Annotated in this window: 16 protein-coding genes; 7 read left to right on the forward strand and 9 right to left on the reverse strand. The window is 73.5% G+C overall.

Translation table 11 applies throughout. The features are described 5' to 3' along the window. Positions 1-20 precede the first annotated feature (20 nt). Positions 21-524 carry an ATP-binding protein gene (locus ACQP09_RS14775; protein ID WP_433399444.1) on the forward strand — a complete coding sequence of 168 codons (504 nt, stop codon included), beginning with the start codon at positions 21-23 and terminating at the stop codon, positions 522-524. A 136-nt stretch (positions 525-660) separates the two neighbouring features. Here the strand turns inward: ACQP09_RS14775 and ACQP09_RS14780 are convergent, their stop codons facing one another. Continuing rightward, positions 661-897, reverse strand: coding sequence for a DUF397 domain-containing protein (locus ACQP09_RS14780; protein ID WP_018514287.1), 237 nt, complete (start codon positions 895-897; stop codon positions 661-663). A gap of 275 nt (positions 898-1,172) precedes the next feature. Between ACQP09_RS14780 and ACQP09_RS14785 the strand changes: the two genes are divergently transcribed. After that, positions 1,173-1,727, forward strand: coding sequence for a hypothetical protein (locus tag ACQP09_RS14785; protein WP_433399447.1), 555 nt, complete (start codon positions 1,173-1,175; stop codon positions 1,725-1,727). Between the two features lie 12 nt (positions 1,728-1,739). Here the strand turns inward: ACQP09_RS14785 and ACQP09_RS14790 are convergent, their stop codons facing one another. Then, the gene (locus ACQP09_RS14790) at positions 1,740-3,866 is read right to left on the reverse strand and encodes an FUSC family protein (protein ID WP_433399450.1); all 2,127 of its coding nucleotides are present in this window, start codon (positions 3,864-3,866) and stop codon (positions 1,740-1,742) included. Positions 3,867-3,902: 36 nt separating this feature from the next. After that, positions 3,903-5,120 carry a DUF2786 domain-containing protein gene (locus tag ACQP09_RS14795; RefSeq protein WP_433399453.1) on the reverse strand — a complete coding sequence of 406 codons (1,218 nt, stop codon included), beginning with the start codon at positions 5,118-5,120 and terminating at the stop codon, positions 3,903-3,905. Positions 5,121-5,234: 114 nt separating this feature from the next. Here ACQP09_RS14795 and ACQP09_RS14800 point away from each other — a divergent pair, with 114 nt between their 5' ends. Continuing rightward, positions 5,235-6,902, forward strand: a complete 1,668-nt coding sequence (locus ACQP09_RS14800; RefSeq protein WP_433399456.1) for a bifunctional 3'-5' exonuclease/DNA polymerase — start codon at positions 5,235-5,237, stop codon at positions 6,900-6,902. 149 nt (positions 6,903-7,051) lie between these two features. Here the strand turns inward: ACQP09_RS14800 and ACQP09_RS14805 are convergent, their stop codons facing one another. Next, positions 7,052-7,930, reverse strand: coding sequence for a carbohydrate-binding protein (locus tag ACQP09_RS14805; protein WP_433406599.1), 879 nt, complete (start codon positions 7,928-7,930; stop codon positions 7,052-7,054). 123 nt (positions 7,931-8,053) lie between these two features. Then, on the reverse strand, positions 8,054-9,433 hold the full coding sequence (locus ACQP09_RS14810) for a carbohydrate-binding protein (RefSeq protein ID WP_433399459.1): 1,380 nt from the start codon (positions 9,431-9,433) through the stop codon (positions 8,054-8,056). Between the two features lie 206 nt (positions 9,434-9,639). Between ACQP09_RS14810 and ACQP09_RS14815 the strand changes: the two genes are divergently transcribed. The 4 genes from ACQP09_RS14815 (at position 9,640) to ACQP09_RS14830 (ending at position 12,800) form a co-directional block, all read left to right on the forward strand. Next, positions 9,640-10,323, forward strand: a complete 684-nt coding sequence (locus ACQP09_RS14815) for a phosphotransferase (protein ID WP_433399462.1) — start codon at positions 9,640-9,642, stop codon at positions 10,321-10,323. A gap of 110 nt (positions 10,324-10,433) precedes the next feature. Next, entirely contained in the window at positions 10,434-11,378 is a 945-nt protein-coding gene (locus ACQP09_RS14820; RefSeq protein ID WP_433399465.1) for an ABC transporter ATP-binding protein, read from the forward strand. Next, positions 11,375-12,349, forward strand: a complete 975-nt coding sequence (locus tag ACQP09_RS14825) for an ABC transporter permease (RefSeq protein ID WP_433399468.1) — start codon at positions 11,375-11,377, stop codon at positions 12,347-12,349. The genes ACQP09_RS14820 and ACQP09_RS14825 overlap by 4 nt, the downstream gene beginning before the upstream one ends. Positions 12,350-12,395: 46 nt before the next feature. After that, a complete protein-coding gene (locus ACQP09_RS14830; RefSeq protein ID WP_433406601.1) occupies positions 12,396-12,800 on the forward strand; it encodes a GntR family transcriptional regulator in 405 nt (134 codons plus the stop codon). A 103-nt stretch (positions 12,801-12,903) separates the two neighbouring features. Here ACQP09_RS14830 and ACQP09_RS14835 read toward each other — a convergent pair whose 3' ends face one another. Genes ACQP09_RS14835 through ACQP09_RS14850 form a run of 4 tightly spaced genes read right to left on the reverse strand, consistent with a single transcriptional unit; the run spans position 12,904 to position 17,360 of the window. After that, positions 12,904-13,503 carry a 4'-phosphopantetheinyl transferase family protein gene (locus ACQP09_RS14835; protein WP_433399470.1) on the reverse strand — a complete coding sequence of 200 codons (600 nt, stop codon included), beginning with the start codon at positions 13,501-13,503 and terminating at the stop codon, positions 12,904-12,906. Between the two features lie 47 nt (positions 13,504-13,550). Beyond that, complete coding sequence (locus ACQP09_RS14840) at positions 13,551-14,879, reverse strand: MFS transporter (RefSeq protein WP_433399473.1); 1,329 nt, start codon at positions 14,877-14,879, stop codon at positions 13,551-13,553. Positions 14,880-14,928: 49 nt separating this feature from the next. Then, entirely contained in the window at positions 14,929-15,975 is a 1,047-nt protein-coding gene (locus ACQP09_RS14845; RefSeq protein WP_433399476.1) for a polysaccharide deacetylase family protein, read from the reverse strand. Continuing rightward, positions 15,972-17,360: a condensation domain-containing protein gene (locus ACQP09_RS14850; protein WP_433399479.1), complete on the reverse strand. Its 1,389-nt coding sequence runs from the start codon at positions 17,358-17,360 to the stop codon at positions 15,972-15,974. Before ACQP09_RS14850 ends, ACQP09_RS14845 begins: the two co-directional genes overlap by 4 nt. Between the last annotated feature and the right edge of the window lie 23 nt (positions 17,361-17,383).

The following is a 17,383-nucleotide window of genomic DNA, read 5'->3' on the forward strand; positions in this document are numbered from 1 at the left end:
TGGGGACGAATGGATCGACGATGCTCGAGCCGTTACGGCAGGGGCTTCCCCCGACCGACCCCTCAGGGGTCGCCGGCTCGGCCTCCTGCGCTCTGCCCGCCCGTTACGAAGCGGTCGGCGGAGCACGGCAGTTCACCAGATCCACCCTGGAGCGGTGGGAGCTGAGCGACCGTTTCGACGATGTCGCCCTGGTGGTGTCCGAGCTCGTCACCAACGCCCTGCGCCACGCGCTGCCGAGCGATCCGCCCCGCGAGTTCCCGGACCCGCCGGTGCGGCTGCATCTGATGCGCTGGAGCTCACGACTGGTCTGCGCGGTGCGCGATCCCAGCCGGGAGAGCCCGGTGGCGGGCGAGGCGGCGGACTCCGCCGAGTCGGGCCGGGGTCTGTTCCTGGTGGAGTGCGTCAGCGACAGCTGGGGCTGGCACCCGTCGCCGGCGCCGGTGGGCGAGTTTCCCTCAACACCCTTGTACGGCAAGGTGGTCTGGGCGCTGTTCCGGCTCTCGGACTGCGCGAAGAACGAATAGAGCGGGGCCGCGCGGGTCTCTCCAGGGGGCATCCGGGAGAGACTCCGGGATCGTCCGGAAGAGAGCTGCCCGCAGAGACTCAGGGATCGTCCGGGAGAGAGCTGCCCGTGGCGTCAGCCGCCGGCCGCCCGGGGCCTCAGATCGCCAGGTGGTCGAACTCGCCGTCCTTGACGCCGAGCAGCAGCGCCTCGATCTCGGCCGGCGTATAGACGAGCGCCGGCCCGTCCGGGTGGCGCGAGTTCCGCATCGCCACATCACCTCCGGGCAGTTTCGCGAACTCCACGCACGATCCCTGGGAGTTGCTGTGTCTGCTCTTCTGCCAGACGACTCCGCGAAGCTCTGTGGCCGCCATGCCGTTGTACACGTGGTGCACAGGACGCTCCCCGAGTTGCAAAGTGCAAGTGTCAACTAGATCGGATCATAGCTCTGTTCATATGCCGATGCATGAGCAGATGCACGTGCACGCGGGGTGTTGCTTTGATTACAGGCTTTCCTGACCGAAGACAACCTCGGAGGAGATCTTCGAGGAGGCCCTGGAAGAGAGACGAACGGCACGCCTATTTGGCTCCCGCTTAACGGAGTTGGCCGGAAGAACCTTGGTAACGTGGCGCGGTCTTTCGACCGGAATACAGCGAGGGGGAACTCCACGTGACCAGGTTCGTACGCACCGGAGGTGTCGTGGTCGCCGCTCTGGCCGCCGCACTGGCGCTGACCGCATGCGGCAGTGACGACGACGCGGGCAAGGGCTCCGACGCCGGGTCGAGCGCGACGCCCGGCGACGGCCAGGGTTCGGACGGTGCCGGTACGGACGCCGCCGCGCTGGAGGGCACCTGGGTGGGGCTGACCGACGGCAAGAACGTCACCGTCTCCATCACCGCCGGCAAGGTCGCCCTCGTCGCCGACCAGGCCGTCTGCCAGGGCGATGTGAAGGACATGGGCGAGGTGATGCTCGCGCTGAAGTGCACCGGCGGGGCCAACGACCGCACCATGGGCGCGATCGAGTCCAACGACGGCAAGAAGCTGGTCCTCTCCTGGGACGGCGGGGTCAAGGACACCCTGACGAAGGCCGCCTCGGGCCAGCTGCCGACGGATCTGCCGACGGACGTGCCGACCGAACTGCCTTCGGACCTGCCGACGGAGCTGCCCTCGGACCTGCCGACGGAGCTGCCTTCGGGCCTGCCGTCACTGCCGTCGGCCTCCTGAGGCCCGGGCCGCTCATCTCTCCGCGAGGGTGCTGCTCACCCGGGTCGAGCCGCCGCGCTCGTCCAGGGCCCGGGTGAACTCCTCCAGCGCCTCCAGGAGCAGCGCCGCGCCCCGGCGCACCACCGGGTCGCCGACCGGGGTCGTCCCGTCCTCCGTCGGCGTCGGCACGTCCCAGTGGGCCACCGCGTCCACCACCGGCTGCCAGTCCGGCAGCCGCCGCTCCCGTACCGCCTTGGCGCCCTTCTCCGTGGCCCGGCGCAACGCCTCCGCCAGCTGGGCGGCGCCCGGCACCGGGTCGGCCGAGCGGGCCGGCAGGTGGGCCTCCAGCACCATCGCGGACCGGCCGAGCTGGGCCAGCGCGTGCTGGGCGTCGGTGGCGGCGGCGCGGGAGATGCCCCGGTGGCGTACGGGTTCGTGCTGGGCGGTCGCCAGCGCCTCCTGCCAGGCGACCCTGGCCTCCCGGGTCGCGATCAGGGCGTCCCGTACCTCCTCCAGGTCGCGGTGGGCCGGATCCGCGTACCGGTCGACCACCGTCGCCGCGTACCGCCCGTCCGCCACCAGCCACTCCGCCAGCCGGTTGCGCAGCCGCGGGGTCTCCCAGGCCGGGTAGAGGGCGTACGCGACCATCGCGAGGAGCCCGCCGACCAGCGTGAGCACGATGCGTTCGGTGACGGTCTGGGACCAGTCGTCGCCGGCCATGCCGAGCAGGAAGACCACGTAGGCGGAGACGCAGACCTGGCTGACCGCGTACCCGGTCCGCATCAGCAGGTACATCAGCCCGGCGCAGACCACCGCCAGGAGCGCGGAGAGCCGGGCGTCGGGGCTCGCGGTCTGCACGATGGCGGTGGCGAGCCCGACGCCGACCAGGGTGCCGCCGAAGCGGGCCACGGAGCGGCCGTACGTCTGCGAGAACTCCGGGCGCATCACCATGACGGCGGTCATCGGCGCCCAGTAGCCGTGCCCGAGCGGCAGGGCGGCGCCCACGAAGTAGCCCGCCACGGCGACGACGGCGACCCGGATCGCGTGGCGCAGGATCGGGGAGCCCGGGTGCAGCTCCCGGCGCATCGCCTTGAGGACGACCGGGATCAGCCGCAGCAGGGTGGGGCGGTGGCGGGTGTCCGGGGCGAGGTGTTCGGGGACGCCGCTGTCGGTGCCGGTGCCCTCCGCGATCTCCAGGACGTCGTCCAGCAGGGCGGCGAGGCGGTCGGCGGCGCGGAGGGCGGGGCCGACGAGGATCACGTCGTTGTCGGGGGTCTTGAGGACGCCGAGGTCGGTGGCGGAGAGGTGGACCGGTTCGCCGTACCGGACGGCCCGCGCGGCGGCGTCGAGCACGGACCCGGCGGCGCCGAGCAGCTCGTTCACCCAGGCCCGCTCCAGGCCGTCGGTCGGTACGCCCATCGCCGGGTCGGCCAGCGAGGCGAGGACCGGGCGCAGCCGTTCCGCGATGCCCCGGGCGCCGTGGAGCTCGGCGGGGCGGCGGCGGGCCTGGCGCGGCGTGACGGCGGCGGCGCTGCGGGCGGTCATCAGGGGCAGCGGGTCGAAGGGCGCGACCGGGTCGTGGCGCAACCGCCGGGCGTAGTCGGCCTCGGCGGCCAGGGCGTCGGCGAGCGCGTCGCGCTGGGCGCCCCATCTCCGTACCGGAAAGAGGACGATCAGCGCCGCCTGGACCACCCCGCCGACCAGGATCATCCCGGCATGGGCGGCGGCGTCCACCACGGAGGTCGGCAGGGTGATCGTCACCAGCATGATCGCGACGTTGGACGAGGCGATGATCCCGCCGGTCGGCCCCGCCGCCCAGGCCAGACCGGCGAGGAACGTCCAGGCGCCGAGCAGGCAGAGGAAGAGGACGGGATGCGAGGCGGAGACGTAACCGACGAACGTCGACACGGCGAGGCTGGCGCCGGAGACGAGCGCGAGCACCGGGCGCGGACGCCAGCTGCGCTGGAAGGTGGCGATGGCCGCCTGGAAGGCGCCGAACGCCGAACTCGCCGCGATCTCCGGCCCGAAGAGGACCAGGCTCGTGCCGACGACGAGGGCGAGACCGGCCGCTCCGCGGAAGGCGATGAGCGGTTCGAGTCTCTGCCGCTCGATCTCCAGCCCCGAGCGGGCGGTCTCCTTCAGCGCCCGGAGCCAGCTCATGGGCCGAGCCTAGCCCGGATCATGAGCAAATCGGACTTACACCATGATTTCGCCGTCACGCGGGCCGCTGCGGGAGCCTGTGCCGGGACCGTTCACGCGGGCCCGGTCGGCGGCCTCGGTGCCGTGGTTCCAGCCGTCCAGGTCGGTGGCGCCCCGGACGCGGGTGGTGGTGGTCCGGGGGAACATCCGCTCGGCGGTCTCGGTGACGGCGACGTCCCGGGCGGCGAGGACGGGCAGCAGGCCGGAGGCGCCTTCAGCCGTGCCCCCGCCCGTCTCCGTATCAGCATCCATGCCCGCAGCCGCCGTGGTCCGTTCGGTGGTGTCGGCGAGCCGGGAGCCGAGCCGCTGCGCGTACGCCATCAGGAACGACTGCCGGAAGGTCTTGGTCCGCTTACGGCCGGAGGCCCGCTGTCCGGCCTCCGCCCGGGTCATCGCGGCCGTTCCCTGGACAAGGAGGGAGGTGAAGAGCAGTTCCACGGCGTCCAGGTCCGGTTCGAAACCGACGACCGTGCTGAAGCCGAGGTCGCCGTTCCACACGGCCTGGCAGCGGTTGGCGGAGGAGACGGCGTCGAGCAGGATCGCCTTCGCGCTCTCGTACGGCGGTTCCACGCCGATCCGGCAGGCTCCGGGCGTCTCGGTGCTGTGGCTGCGGGCGGCGATGAGGGCCTCGTCGATGCTGTGCCGGGCCATCAGCTCCTGCGCCTTGGCCGTCAGTGCCTCGGCCTCCTCCGGAAAGCCGGTCGCCTCCGCCTTGGCCAGCAGCGCCCGGATCCGGGTGAGCATGCGGGGCTCGTCGGGGGCGGGCGGGCGGTGGAGGTGGTCGGCGGCGGTGCCGGGCGCCGGGCCGACGGGTTCGATGGCAGGGAGCCGGAGCAGCAGCCGGTACAGCTCCAGGAGATCGGAGGCGTACGAGAAGCGGTCGGGCTTGTTGCGCGGTACGGGTACGGGTCCGGGCAGTTCGGCGAGCTGGGCGCGCCAGCGGGGCGGCAGCTGCGCGTACCGGGCGGTCTCGGCGGCGATCAGCGTGGCCGCCAGCACCGCCCGCCGCTCGTCCAGCTCCAGCCGCACGAACCGGACCAGGTCGGCGGGGTGCCAGCCCCTCCCCCAGGCCCGGGTCACGAACTCCTCGCCGCGCCGGTGCAGGTCGTCGTCCGCGTCCGGGGCGGCGGCGAGCAGGGAGGCCCCGGTGTCCAGGGCCGCGTCGCCCTCCGCGTACAGCGCCGCCGCGCATGCCTGGTCGATCACCGGTTCCATCCGACCAGGGTAGGCGGGTGGTGGGGCGGTGGTTCCGGCGTGGGCCCGGGGTCGCGGTTTCGGTGTGGGCCCGGGGTCGCGGCCGGTGTCAGTGGCGGGTGCCAGACTCGGACCATGACCGAACGGTGGGCGGTGGCGGCGGTGGACGGGGGCGGGGCGCTGCTCGCTCCGCTCGGGCGGGACGGTGCGGCCGCCGGGCCCGTCCTGGCCGAGCCCGATCTGGTGGCGGCCGTCCGCTCCCGGCCCGAGGTGGAGCGCTGGGTCTGGCGGTCCACCGCCGAGCTCTACCCCCGGCTGCTCGCCGCCGGGGTCCGCGTCGAGCGGTGTTACGACATCGAGTGCGCCGAGCTCCTGCTGCTCGGCCACGCGGGCCGGCTCGGCGAGCCCCGGTCCGCGGCGGCCGCGCTGGCCCGGCTGGAGAACGCCCCCGTACCGCCGGATCCGCCCGCCCGCTCCGCCGAACCCGGCTCGCAGTCCTCGCTCTTCGAGCCGCAGTCGGGCCCCGAGGTCCCGTTCGAGGGGCTGCTGCGGGTCTACGCGGACCAGGTGCGCCGCCACGGCACGGCCGAGCACCCGGACCGGATGCGGCTGCTGACCGCGTCGGAGTCGGCCGGGATGCTCGTCGCGGCCGAGATGCACCGGGCCGGGCTGCCCTGGCGGGCCGATGTGCACCGGGAGGTGCTGCACGGGCTGCTGGGCGAGCGGTACGCGGGCGGCGGCGAGCCCCGCAGACTCGCCGAGCTGGCGGAGGAGGTGTCGGCGGCCTTCGGCAGACGGGTCCGCCCGGACCTGCCGGCCGATGTGGTGAAGGCGTTCGCGCAGGCCGGGATCGCGGTGAAGTCGACCCGGCGGTGGGAGCTGGCGGAGCTGGACCACCCGGCGGTCGAGCCGCTGATCGCGTACAAGAAGCTGTACCGGATCTGGACGGCCCACGGCTGGAGCTGGCTCCAGGACTGGGTGCGCGAGGGCCGCTTCCGCCCGGAGTACCAGCCGGGCGGCACGGTCAGCGGCCGCTGGACGACCAACGGCGGCGGCGCCCTCCAGATCCCCAAGGTCATCCGGCAGGCCGTCGTCGCCGACGCGGGGTGGCGGCTGGTCGTCGCGGACGCCGACCAGATGGAGCCGCGGGTGCTGGCGGCGATCTCCCGCGACCGGGGTCTGATGGAGGTGGCCGGTCATGACGGCGACCTCTACAAGGCCCTCTCCGACAAGGCGTTCCACGGCGACCGCGAGCACGCGAAGCTGGCGCTGCTCGGCGCGGTCTACGGCCAGACCTCCGGCGACGGCCTGAAGAACCTGGCCGCTCTGCGCCGCCGCTTCCCGCTCGCCGTCGCCTATGTGGACGACGCGGCGCGGGCGGGCGAGGAGGGCCGGACGGTGCGGACCTGGCTGGGCCGGACCAGTCCGCCGGTGGCGCTGGCGGGCCAGGACGAGGAGGCGGGCCTTCCGCAGGAGGGCGGCGAGAGCGCGTCCGACGGCGGCCTGGCCCGGGCCCGGGGCCGCTTCACCCGGAACTTCGTGGTCCAGGGCAGCGCCGCCGACTGGGCGCTGCTCCTCCTGGCCGGGCTGCGCCGGACCCTCCACGAACAGGGCCTCCGCGCCGAGCTGGTCTTCTTCCAGCACGACGAGATGGTCGTGCACTGCCCGGCCGAGGAGACCGCCGCCGTGACCGAGGCGATCCGGGCCGCCGGTGAGCTGGCCGGACGGATCGCCTTCGGGGAGACGCCGGTGCGGTTCCCGTTCACCACGGCGGTGGTGGAGCGGTACTCGGACGCGAAGTGACCGGGCCCACGGCCGAGCACACGGCCGGGTCCACGGCCGAGCGCGCGACTGGGTCCACGGCCGGGTCCACGGCCGAAAGCGCCCCGTTCACGCGCCGGACGGCGTGAACGGGGCGCGGGGCGGTGGTGCGCCTTTCGCTGCTGCCGTCGCTACCCGCGTTCCCACAGCGCGGGGACGTTCGGCGGCTCCCAGCCCGTCATGGACCGGTGTGCCTGCCGGCAGCGGTAGGCGACCCCGCCGTAGGTGACGCGGTCTCCCGCGCGGTAGGAGGTGCCGGGCGTCCAGGTGGAGCCAGGCGGGTCGGTCGGTGGATCGGTGGGCGGGTCGGTGGGCGGGTCGGTCGGGCCGGGCGTCTGGGCGACGTCCAGCACGAAGTCGAAGGTGCCCTGGCGCCCGTTGCCGACGGTACGCACGTTCATCAGCAGCTCCGGGTCGAACAGCGCGTCGGTGTTGTTGCGCGGCTCGCCCGGGAAGTACAGCTGCGTGGTGAGGATGCGGCCTCCGGGGGCCTGGGCCTTCACATGGATGTGGCGGGTCCGCCCCGGATAGAGCCCCGGCACGACGGTGGTGAGCGTGAACGACCCGTCGGCGCCGGTGAACTGGTGCCCCCGGAAGGCGTACTGGGCCATGTCGTACGACCCGTTGGTGTCCGCCTGCCAGAAGTCGAGCAGCGCTCCGGAGATCGGTCGGCAGGCCCGGCCGAAGACGTAGCCGCTCACGGTGAGCGGGACGCCCGGAGTGCCCGGCGTCACCAGGCTGGTGCGCCGCGGGGAGTTGGGCTTGAAGTACGGGCCCTCCATCTGCGGCGGTGTCGTGTCGTCGCCGTCGTCGCACTGCGGGGTGGGGGCCAGGAGAGCGCCTCCGCCCGACGATGCGGCGTCCCGGGCGAGCGCGACGCCTCCTCCGGCGAGCAGAGGAGCCGCGCTCGCGACGATCGCGGCCTTCAGAAGACCTTTGCGGCTGATCCGCCGCGGGTCCGCGGACGCCTCGTCGGAAGCGTTCGGTTCCTGGGGGGTCGCGTTGTCCATTTGTGGGGTCATGACGGTTTCCTCGGAGTCCTCGGTGCGGGGAGGCGGAGAGGTTCAGGAGGTTCTTGGAGGTTCAGGGCCCACGGGACTCGGCCCGCGGGCCCTGGCGGTCGGGGCGGCGGGTCAGACGCGCTGCCAGAGGGCCGGGACGGCCGCCGGGGTCCAGCCGGCCTGGGCCGTGTGCGCCTGGAGGCAGCGGTAGGTGGCTCCGCCGTACGTCACCGTGGCGCCGGCGGCGTACGTCGTACCGGCGGCCCAGGTGCCGCCCGGCTGGTCGGTGGGCGGCGGGGTGGTGGGCGGAGTGGTGGGCGGGGTGGAGCCGCTGGTGACGAGCGTCAGCCCGTACGCCTGGAGGGCCGGGAGGAGCGGCTGGAAGTACGTCGTCCCGCCGGAGCGGCAGTTGCCGGAGCCACCGGAGGTGACGCCCTGCGCCTGGCTGCCGGAGATGTACGCGCCGCCGGAGTCGCCCGGCTCCGCGCAGACGCTGGTGCGGGTCACGCCGGAGATGGTGCCCTCCGGGTAGGTGACGCTGGTGTTGAGCTGCTGGATCGTGCCGCAGTGCCAGCCGGTGGTGGAGCCGGAGCGGCAGACCGAGGCGCCGACGACGGACGGGGTGGAGCCGGTGACGGTCACATCGCCGCGGCCGTACCCGTTGACCAGGGGCTTCGGCACCCAGTTGGCGTTGGTGGCGACCCAGGCGTAGTCACGGCCGGGGAAGGTCGAGCCCTGGAAGGTGCCCTGGGCCTGCTGGTTGACGCCGTTGGTGGTGGTGCCGACCCGGCCGCAGTGGCCGGCGGTGACGAAGCCGTTCTGGGTACCGCCGCGCGTCACGGAGAAGCCGACGGAACAGCGGCCGCCGCCGCCCATGTAGTACGCGTCGCCGCCGCGGATGTCCGCGAGGGCGCGGGGCCGCTCGGTGGAGCGGGCCACGGTGACCAGCTGGTCGCCGACCCCGGCGGCCTTCACGAACGCCTCGGCGGCCGAGGTGCCGGCGGCGTTCACGACGACCCGGTTGGCCGCGACGTCGACGTACCAGACGGGCACGTTCTTCGGGGCCTTGGCCAGCGCCGCCTTGTCGAGTGCGTCCTTGGCCGCTTCGAGGCGGTCCAGGCTGTGGCCGACGACCTCGGCCGTGGCGCCCGCCTTCGTGATGAGGGCGGCCTCGGAGGCGTCGGTCGTGGAGACGGTGAGGTCCGCCGTGTCCCCGCTGACCCGGGCCCCGGCGAAGCTGGTGCCGAGGGACTTCTCCAGGCCGGCGGCGATGGCGGCGGCGCGGTACTCGCCGGCTATCCGGGTCCTGGCAGCATCGGCGTCGAGGCCGAGGTCGCGTTCCATGGCGGCCAGCAGGCCGGGTGAGAGGCTGTCGGCGGAGACGGCCGGGGCGGTGGTGCCCGGCGGGCCGGCGGACGCCACTGAGGTCAGTCCCGCGAGGGCGAGCGCGCCCACGGCCACCGTGGCGGTTGCGGTGGCGAGCACGCGTCTGCGGAGCTTGGTGTTCTCCACGTAACTCTCCTTGTTTCAGGGGGGTGTCCGGGTCCGGTGGGGGGTTGGTCCGGACCAGGGAATTGCCGACACCGTAGCCGCGCGCGGACCGGGCACAGGAGATCCCGTTCGCCCCCTCCTCCCGCGTTATGGGGCCTGGTGCGCCTCCCCGCGCAAAGCCGCCCGGCGTCTCCCCTTCACCGGTACGCCCGGGTAGGTTCGGCCCCATGCACACAGGGCAACTTCTGGGCTCGGGACGCACCGCCGACGTATACGAACTCGACGGCTCCTGGGTCCTTCGCCGCTACCGCGACCGCGCCTGCACCACGGAGGAGCTGGCCGTGATGTCGTACGTCCGCGCCTTCGGGTATCCGGTGCCGCGCATCGGCCCGCCCGCCGACGGGGCCCGCCCGACCGACCTGGTGCTCCAGCGGCTGTCCGGCCCGACCATGGCCGAGGCCCTGCTGGCCGGGACCCTGGACGCCGCCGAGGGAGGCGTGCTGCTGGCCCGGCTGCTGCGCGACCTGCATGCGATCCCGCCCCGGGTCTCGGCCGATCCGCGGGACTGCATCCTCCATCTCGACCTGCATCCGGAGAACGTGATGCTGACGGAGCGAGGTCCGGTGGTGATCGACTGGTCCACCGCCGAGGAGGGCCCGCCCGGTTTCGACCGGGCGATGTCGGCGCTGACGCTGGCCCGGGTGGCGCTCGACCCGGAGTTCCCGGCACCGGAGGCGGAAGCCCGTACGCTGCTGGCCGCGCTCCTCGCGGAACTGGCCGCCGACGGCGGCACCGACCCCGCCGACCTGGCCCGCGCCCTGACCCGCCAGCACGAGAACCCGTTCCTGACGGCCCCCGAACGCGGCTGCCTGGACGCGGCGGTGGAGATGGTGCGGGGCTGCGCGCCCTGACGGACACGCCGGCTGCCTGACCGGCGCGCGGCTCCGGCCGTGCGCTTGACAGGCATTCCCTCAGAACACCATGATTCCATTAATTGACTAATGGAATCGAGGCGAGGCGCGTGGCGGACACGAGCACGGCGAACGGGACCCCGGGCAGCTGGGCGCTGGAGGCGCGCGGGCTGGGCAAGCGCTACTTCGGCGGCTGGGCACTGCGCGACTGCTCCTTCCGGATCCCGGCCGGACGCATCTGCGGGCTGGTCGGACCGAACGGGGCAGGCAAGAGCACGCTGCTCGGACTGGCGACCCGTCAGGTACAGCCGACCACGGGCGAGTTGAGCATCTTCGGCATTCCGGCGGACGACCCGGCCGCGATGCCGAGGTTCGCCTTCCTCGGCCAGGACAAGCCGCTCTTCAAGCGGTTCTCCGTCGCGGACACGCTGCGGATGGGCGCCGAACTCAACCCGGGGTGGGACGCCTGGGCGGCCGAGCGGATCGTCCGCTCCGGCAACATCGAGATGCACACGAAGATCGGCGCGCTCTCCGGCGGCCAGCGCACCCGGGTCGCCTTCGCGCTCGCCTTCGGCAAGCGGCCCGACCTGCTGCTCCTGGACGAGCCGATGTCGGACCTGGACCCGCTGGCCCGCGACGAGATGAGCACGCTGCTGATGGCGGAGGCCGTCGAGCGCGGGACCACGGTGGTGATGTCCTCGCACCTGCTCACCGAGCTGGAGGACATGTGCGACTACCTGCTGGTCGTCGCGGAGGGCCGGATCCGGATGGCCGGTGACGCCGACGCGCTCGTACCGGCCCACACGCTGGTGACCGGTGTGACCCGGGACGGCCGGCTGCCGTCCGAGCTCGACCGGCACACCGTGGTCGAAACCCGCGTCCAGGGACGGCAGTTCCACGCGATGATCCGGCCGAAGGGCCCGCTGCCCGCCGACTGGGAGAGCGCCGAACCCTCACTGGAAGAGGTCCTGCTCGCCCATCTGCGCTCGCCCGGCGCACCCTCGCTCTACACCCAGGGCGCCCGCGTCGAAGCTGAAGGGGACCAGGCCGCATGAGCACCCGCACCCTCACCGAGAACCCCGCCGAACTCCGGCCCCGCCGCGGCCTGTTGCGCGGCCTTCCCTGGCTCGTCGTACGCCAGCACCGCACCGCGCTGGCCTGCGTCCTCGGCATCGCCGTACTCGGCACGCTCTGGATCGTGTACCAGCGGTACGAGACGGTCCAGCTCCTCGACGCGCGCGGCTGGCCGGAGAAGGAGGTCCGGTACTCGGTCGACGAGAGCCGGGGCTACGGCTACATCTCCTCCCTCCTCTCGGGCCTCCCGCTGATCCTCGCCGTCTTCGTCGGCGCCCCGCTGATCGCGGCCGACCGGGAGAACGGCACCGCGCAGCTGGTCACCACCCAGTCCGTGAGCCGTAGCCAGTGGCTGATCTCCAAGCTGGGCTTCGCCTACACCCTCGCCCTGGTCTGCGGCCTGCTGCTCTCGGCCGCGTACACCTGGTGGTGGCAGCCGCACCGCTCCCTCTTCTTCACCAAGTGGGTCGAGGGCCCGATCTTCGACAACACGGGGCCGGTCCTGCCCGCGCTGCTGCTGTTCATGACCGCCGCGGGCATCACCATCGGCGTCCTGCTGCGCCGGCTGGTGCCCGCCATGGCGGTGGCGCTCGCCTTCACCGCCGTCTTCTCGTACCTCTGGGACGAGATCCGGCTCCGGCTCGGCTCCACCCAGATGTTCACGTACCCGATGGACACCGAACTCCCGGCCCGCTTCGACGAGTCGTACGAGGTGGACCGCTGGGTCGGCAACGCGAAGGGCGAACTCTTCGGCTGGGGCACCTGCGCCGAGGCCACCGACGAAGCCCAGAACGCGTGCATCGCGAAGCACGGCATCGTCAACGACGTCATCGAGTACCTCGACTACGACCAGATGGCGGCGATGCAGTGGACCGGCGCGGGCATCCTGCTCGCCGGTACGGCGCTCCTCACGGCGTTCGTCCTGTGGCGGGTCTCGCGCCGACCGCTGTAGGGGCGGTGCACATCCCCTACGTAAAGTGTCGGCAAACGAGCGGAAGGTGAAGTCGGTGGTCGTGTTCCGCATCGACCGGCGCAGCGGGGTGGCGACGTACCTCCAGATCGTCCGCCAGGTCGAACAGGCGCTGCGCATGGGAGCGCTGGAGGAAGGTGACCGGCTGCCCACCGCCGCGCAGGTCGCCGCCACGACCAAGGTCAACCCGAACACCACGCTGAAGGCCTACCGCGAACTGGAACGGGCCGGCCTCGCCGAGGTGCGCCAGGGAGCCGGCACGTTCATCACCCGCACCCTCGCCCAGCCCCAGTCCGGCCCCGACTCCCCGCTCCGCGCGTCCCTGGCCGCGTGGCTGGACGAGGCCCGGACGGAGGGGCTCACGGGCCAGGACGTGACGGCCCTGTTCCGCTCGGCGTTCGAGGTGGCGTACCCGGAGGAGGCGGCGGGCTGAGGTTCTGCCGCAGCCCTGTCCTCCGGTCGGCTCAGGCGCGGTGGCAGCGGTGGCAGCGGTGGCCGCTGCCGTGGGCCGGGGCCGGGGCCGGTGGTCGACCGGTTCAACTGACCTTCGACAGACGTACGTTCCAGGCGCAGCCGACCGGGACCGGCGCTCCGCCGCGTGGTGCGCACCAGCTCACCGGCCCCCAGTCGCCCGCCTGCTGGCCGGCCGCCACCGGCACGCTCCACGGACGCCCGGAGAGCCCGCGCCCCACCGCCTTCACACACGCCTCCTGGACGGTGAAGATCCAGGCGAACTCGCGTCGGCGCCGCGCCTCCGGCAGGCCGGCGAGCGCCTCGGCGTCGGCCGGTGAACAGCACAGGCGCAGCAGCCGGCCGGAGGCGTAGGAGGGGATCTGCACGTCGACGCCGACGTCACGGTCCCGGCCGACCGCCGCCGCGACCCAGCCGGAGGAGTGCGAGAGGCTCACACCCAGGTCCGGCCGGTCCGGCAGGTACGGGCGGCCGCGCGGATCCGCGGCGACCGGTCCGCCCTCCAGGTCCTCGCCCACCTCCCGCAGCAGGGCGCGCAGCAGCGTCCGCGCAGCGGCGTACTCCTCTCCGCGCCACGGCGGCAACCGCGCCGCGGCCGCCCGGTCCCGTGCGGCGACGGGCAGCGCGTCCAGCACCTCCGTACTCCGGCCGACCACGTAGTGCACGCCGTCGGCGGCCGTACGCGGGCGGAGCGGCCCGGAACCGACGGTACTCAGAGCCGGTCCGGCACCCGCCGCAGCTCGCGGATCGGGCGGGCGATGAGGAGCGAGGAGGCGGTGAGGAAGGAGACCACGACGCCGACCACGAGCACCGTCTTCGTCGAGAACAGGCCGACCGCCGGGCCGGCCAGCGCGCTGCCGATCGGGTACATGCCGACGGAGCCCGCGACCTCGTAGGCGTGGATGCGGTTGAGCATCTCGCCCGGCACCTGGGTCTGCACGCTGGTGGACCACATGACGCCCCAGACGCCGATCCCGGTCCCGACCGCGACCTGCGCCGCGATGAGCATCCAGACCGGCCAGCCGAGCACGATGCCGAGCGGGTAGAGCGGGTACGCCATCATCGCCACCGCGCCCGCGGCGAGCGGCCGTTCGGGCTTGTAGCGGATGGCGAGCAGCCCGCCGATGATGGTCCCGGCGCCGAGCGCGGCATTGACCAGACCGAAGGCGCGTGCACCGTGCTCCGGCACGATCACCCCTGCCGCCAGGGAGAGTTGGGGGCCCCAGGCGAGCACCGCGTAGAACATCCAGATCACGATGACGCCCCACAGCCAGCTGCGGGACCAGAACTCCCGCCAGCCGACGGCCAGGTTGTGCCACATGGACTCACCGGCCGGCGGTGCGGGCACCACGCCGAGCTTGAGCGCGAACAGGCAGATGGCGCTGGTGCCGTAGGCGATGGCGGAGATCACCATGACCCAGCCGGTGGAGCCGAACCCGACCAGCGTTCCGGCCAGCGCCGGGCCGCCGAGACCGGTGATCGCCTCCGACGTGCGCAGGATGCCGTTGGCGCCCTGCACGTCCCGGGAGACCAGCGGGACGGTGGAGGCGGCACCGGGCTGGAAGAGCGCGTTGGCGGTACCGGCGACCACCAGCAGCGCGTACAGCTGCCAGAGATGGTCGATGCCGTGGATGAAGAGCAGGGCCAGCAGGACGTGCGCGACCAGGTTGGCCAGGTCGGCGAGGATCATCATCCGGCGGGCGGTGAACCGGTCGGCGAGCACGCCGCCGAAGAGCACCAGACCGGCGAACGGGGCGACCAGGAAGGCCATCGAGTAGCCCGCGGTCTCCAGGCCGTACCCGTCGATGAGCAGACCGGCGGCGACCGCGACCGGCAGCATGGCCCAGCTGAGCAACCCCGCGCTGCGGCCGACGAAGTAGAACTTGAAGTTGCGGGACCAGATCGCCGGCTCTCCCGCCGACGGGCCGCCGCCGGACCCGCCCGGGCCGCCGGACCCGCCCGGGGTGTCCTTCGGCGGGGGTGGCGGCGACGATGGCGGGGGTGATTCCGCCGCGGCGTGCTCTGCCAAGCGCTCTTCCATAGCCGTTCAGATCCTTCGGTCGTTGATCGGTGACTTCATGGGGGGGTGTTCAAGCGGCGTCGGGCGTCGCCGCCAGCTCCCCGACCGTGACCAGCTCCAGGCCGCGTTCCAGCAGGCCCTCGACGATCGACGGAAGCGCCTGCACGGTCTGCGCCCGGTCGCCGGCGCCCTCGTGCATCAGGACCACCGAGCCCGGCCCGGCGCCCTCCAGGACGGTCGCGGCGATCTGCTCGGGTCCGGGCCGCGACCAGTCGCGGGCGTCGACGTCCCACATCGTCAGCGTGGTCGGGTAGCCGTCCAGGGCGGCCAGCACCTCGGGGGTCAGGGCCCCGTACGGCGGCCGGAACCACGTCGGGGCCGCGCCGCCCACCCGGTCCAACTCCTCCGCCGTACGGTCCAGTTGCTCGCGCAGCTCCGCCGGTGTGAGGTCGGGCAGGTACGGGTGCGACCAGGAGTGGTTGCCGAGCTCGTGTCCGGCCGCGGCGATCCGGCGCACCTCGTCGGGCAGCGCCGCGACATGGTGGCCGACGCAGAAGAACGTGGCCCGGGCCCCGTACCGCTCCAGGATCTCCACCACCTGGCGGGTGAAGACCGGGTCGGGCCCGTCGTCGAAGGTGAGCGCCACCCGCGGGTCGTCCCGGCGGCCGTGGTCGAAGCAGCCTCCGGCCGCCGTCAGCGCCGCCCGGGCCGGCTCGCCGCGCTCCACGCCCGCGAAGAACTCCTCGGCGCGCCCGGTCAGCGTGCCGCCCTCCGCGGTGACCCGGGCCAGCGCGCCGGGCGCGGTCCTGGCCTGCTCCGCGAGCTGTACGGCGGTGACGGAGCCGAATCCCGGGCGCGGCGGCAGCAGCCACGGGTCCGCGCGGTACACCTCCAGGCCGGCCGCCGTCATCGGGCCGTCGAGCAGCCCGTTGGTGGAGTCCAGGACGACCGCCGGAGCCTCCTGACCATCACCCAACTCGCGCAGCCAGCCGATGAGTTCGGCGACCTGCCCGCCGCTCCAGCCGCTCGGACCGACCACCTGGCGTCCGGCGTCGTCCAGGACCTCGACCCGGTAGCCCGTCTCCGTCCAGGCGATGCCCGCGTACCGCTTGCTCATCGGCCCTCCAGCGCGATCGCCTTGTCCACGATCAGCCGCTCGGCACCGCGCAGGAACTCCTCCATGCCGGTACGGCTGATGACGGCCGGGTCGGCGGTCATGGCGAGGTCCAGCGCGCCCGGCGCGGTCAGCGCGTCCACCGCGATCGAGACGTTCCTGCGCGGCAGGAACTCGGTCGGCCAGGTCACCTCGGTCCGGCCGGTCAGCTCGCTCAGCGGCACGTCCGGCCGCTCCACCGTGTCGAACGGCGTGGCGGCCGGGTCGCGGGTGTCGTTCCACCAGTACGAGTGGTCGGCGGCCGCCTCCTTCTCGACCAGCGCCGCCACCTCACGGTCCAGTGCCCACTTGTCGTACGCGGCGTTGCGGAACGCAGTGAACGCGACCGACCGGGTCCGCCGCACCGCGTCCTCGAAGTCCCGGCCGGCGTCGGTGAGCCGGAACAGCGCCTCCTGCGCCACCGTGGAGACGGCCGCGGCGGCGGCCGGCTGGAACCGGTTGCCGACCACCACCTGGAAGAGCACCTCATCGCTCCCGGACGACAGGGCCAGCTGGTGCGAGACCGCGCCCAGCAGCACGACGGCATCGCTCACCCCCAGCGCCTCGGCCACCTGTCCGACGGCCACCGCCAGCGCGGGCGAGCGCAGCAGCGCGTTCGGGAAGCGGCGGTCCGGGTCGCCGGCGAGCTCCGGCGCGGCGGGGTCGCCGAAGATCTGCCGGGGGCCGGCCGTCAGCTGCTCGGTCCAGTAGCGGCGGGCCGCCTCGTCCCGGCGGCGGCCGAGCGGAGAGGCCTGGACCTCGGCGGCCTCCAGCGGCTGGGTGGCGGACCGGGAGGCGCGGAGCGAGGCGGCGGTGGCGCCGGCCTGGACGGACTCCAGGTCGCGGAGGAGCCGGCCGAGGCCCCAGTAGTCCATCCCGGTGTGCGCGCCGACCAGCACCAGCCGGTGGACCAGGCCCTCGCTCTCCACCAGGCCGACCCGCAGCGGCCACTCCCGCGTGTGGTCGAAGGCGCGGCCGCCCAGCTCCTTCAGCAGGGCGGCGCCGGCCTCCGGTGCCTGCGCGGCCGTGCCCGTACGGACCACCTCCACCGGAAGCTCGCCGCTGCCGTCCACGACCTGCTCCAGGCCGTCCTCGCCACCGTCCTCGCGGTGCGGCAGGAACCGGGTGTGCAGGCTGTCGTGGAGCAGGAGCAGCTCCGTGAGGTCCGCGAGGACACGGTCGGCCGGACGGGGCGGCGAGACGGCGAGTTCGACGGGCAGGTTGTAGCGGGGCGCGTCGTCGCCGAGCCGGGAGACGACCCCCCAGATCGCCCGCTGCCCCCAGGTCGCCGGGCCGCTCCCGGCTCTCGCGGAGTCCAGCCTGATGGTCCGGTCCTCGGCCGTCGTCATGGTGTTCCCGCCTTCCCTTCCCT

Source organism: Streptomyces sp. CA-146814, assembly GCF_050942385.1.
Taxonomy (GTDB): domain Bacteria; phylum Actinomycetota; class Actinomycetes; order Streptomycetales; family Streptomycetaceae; genus Streptomyces.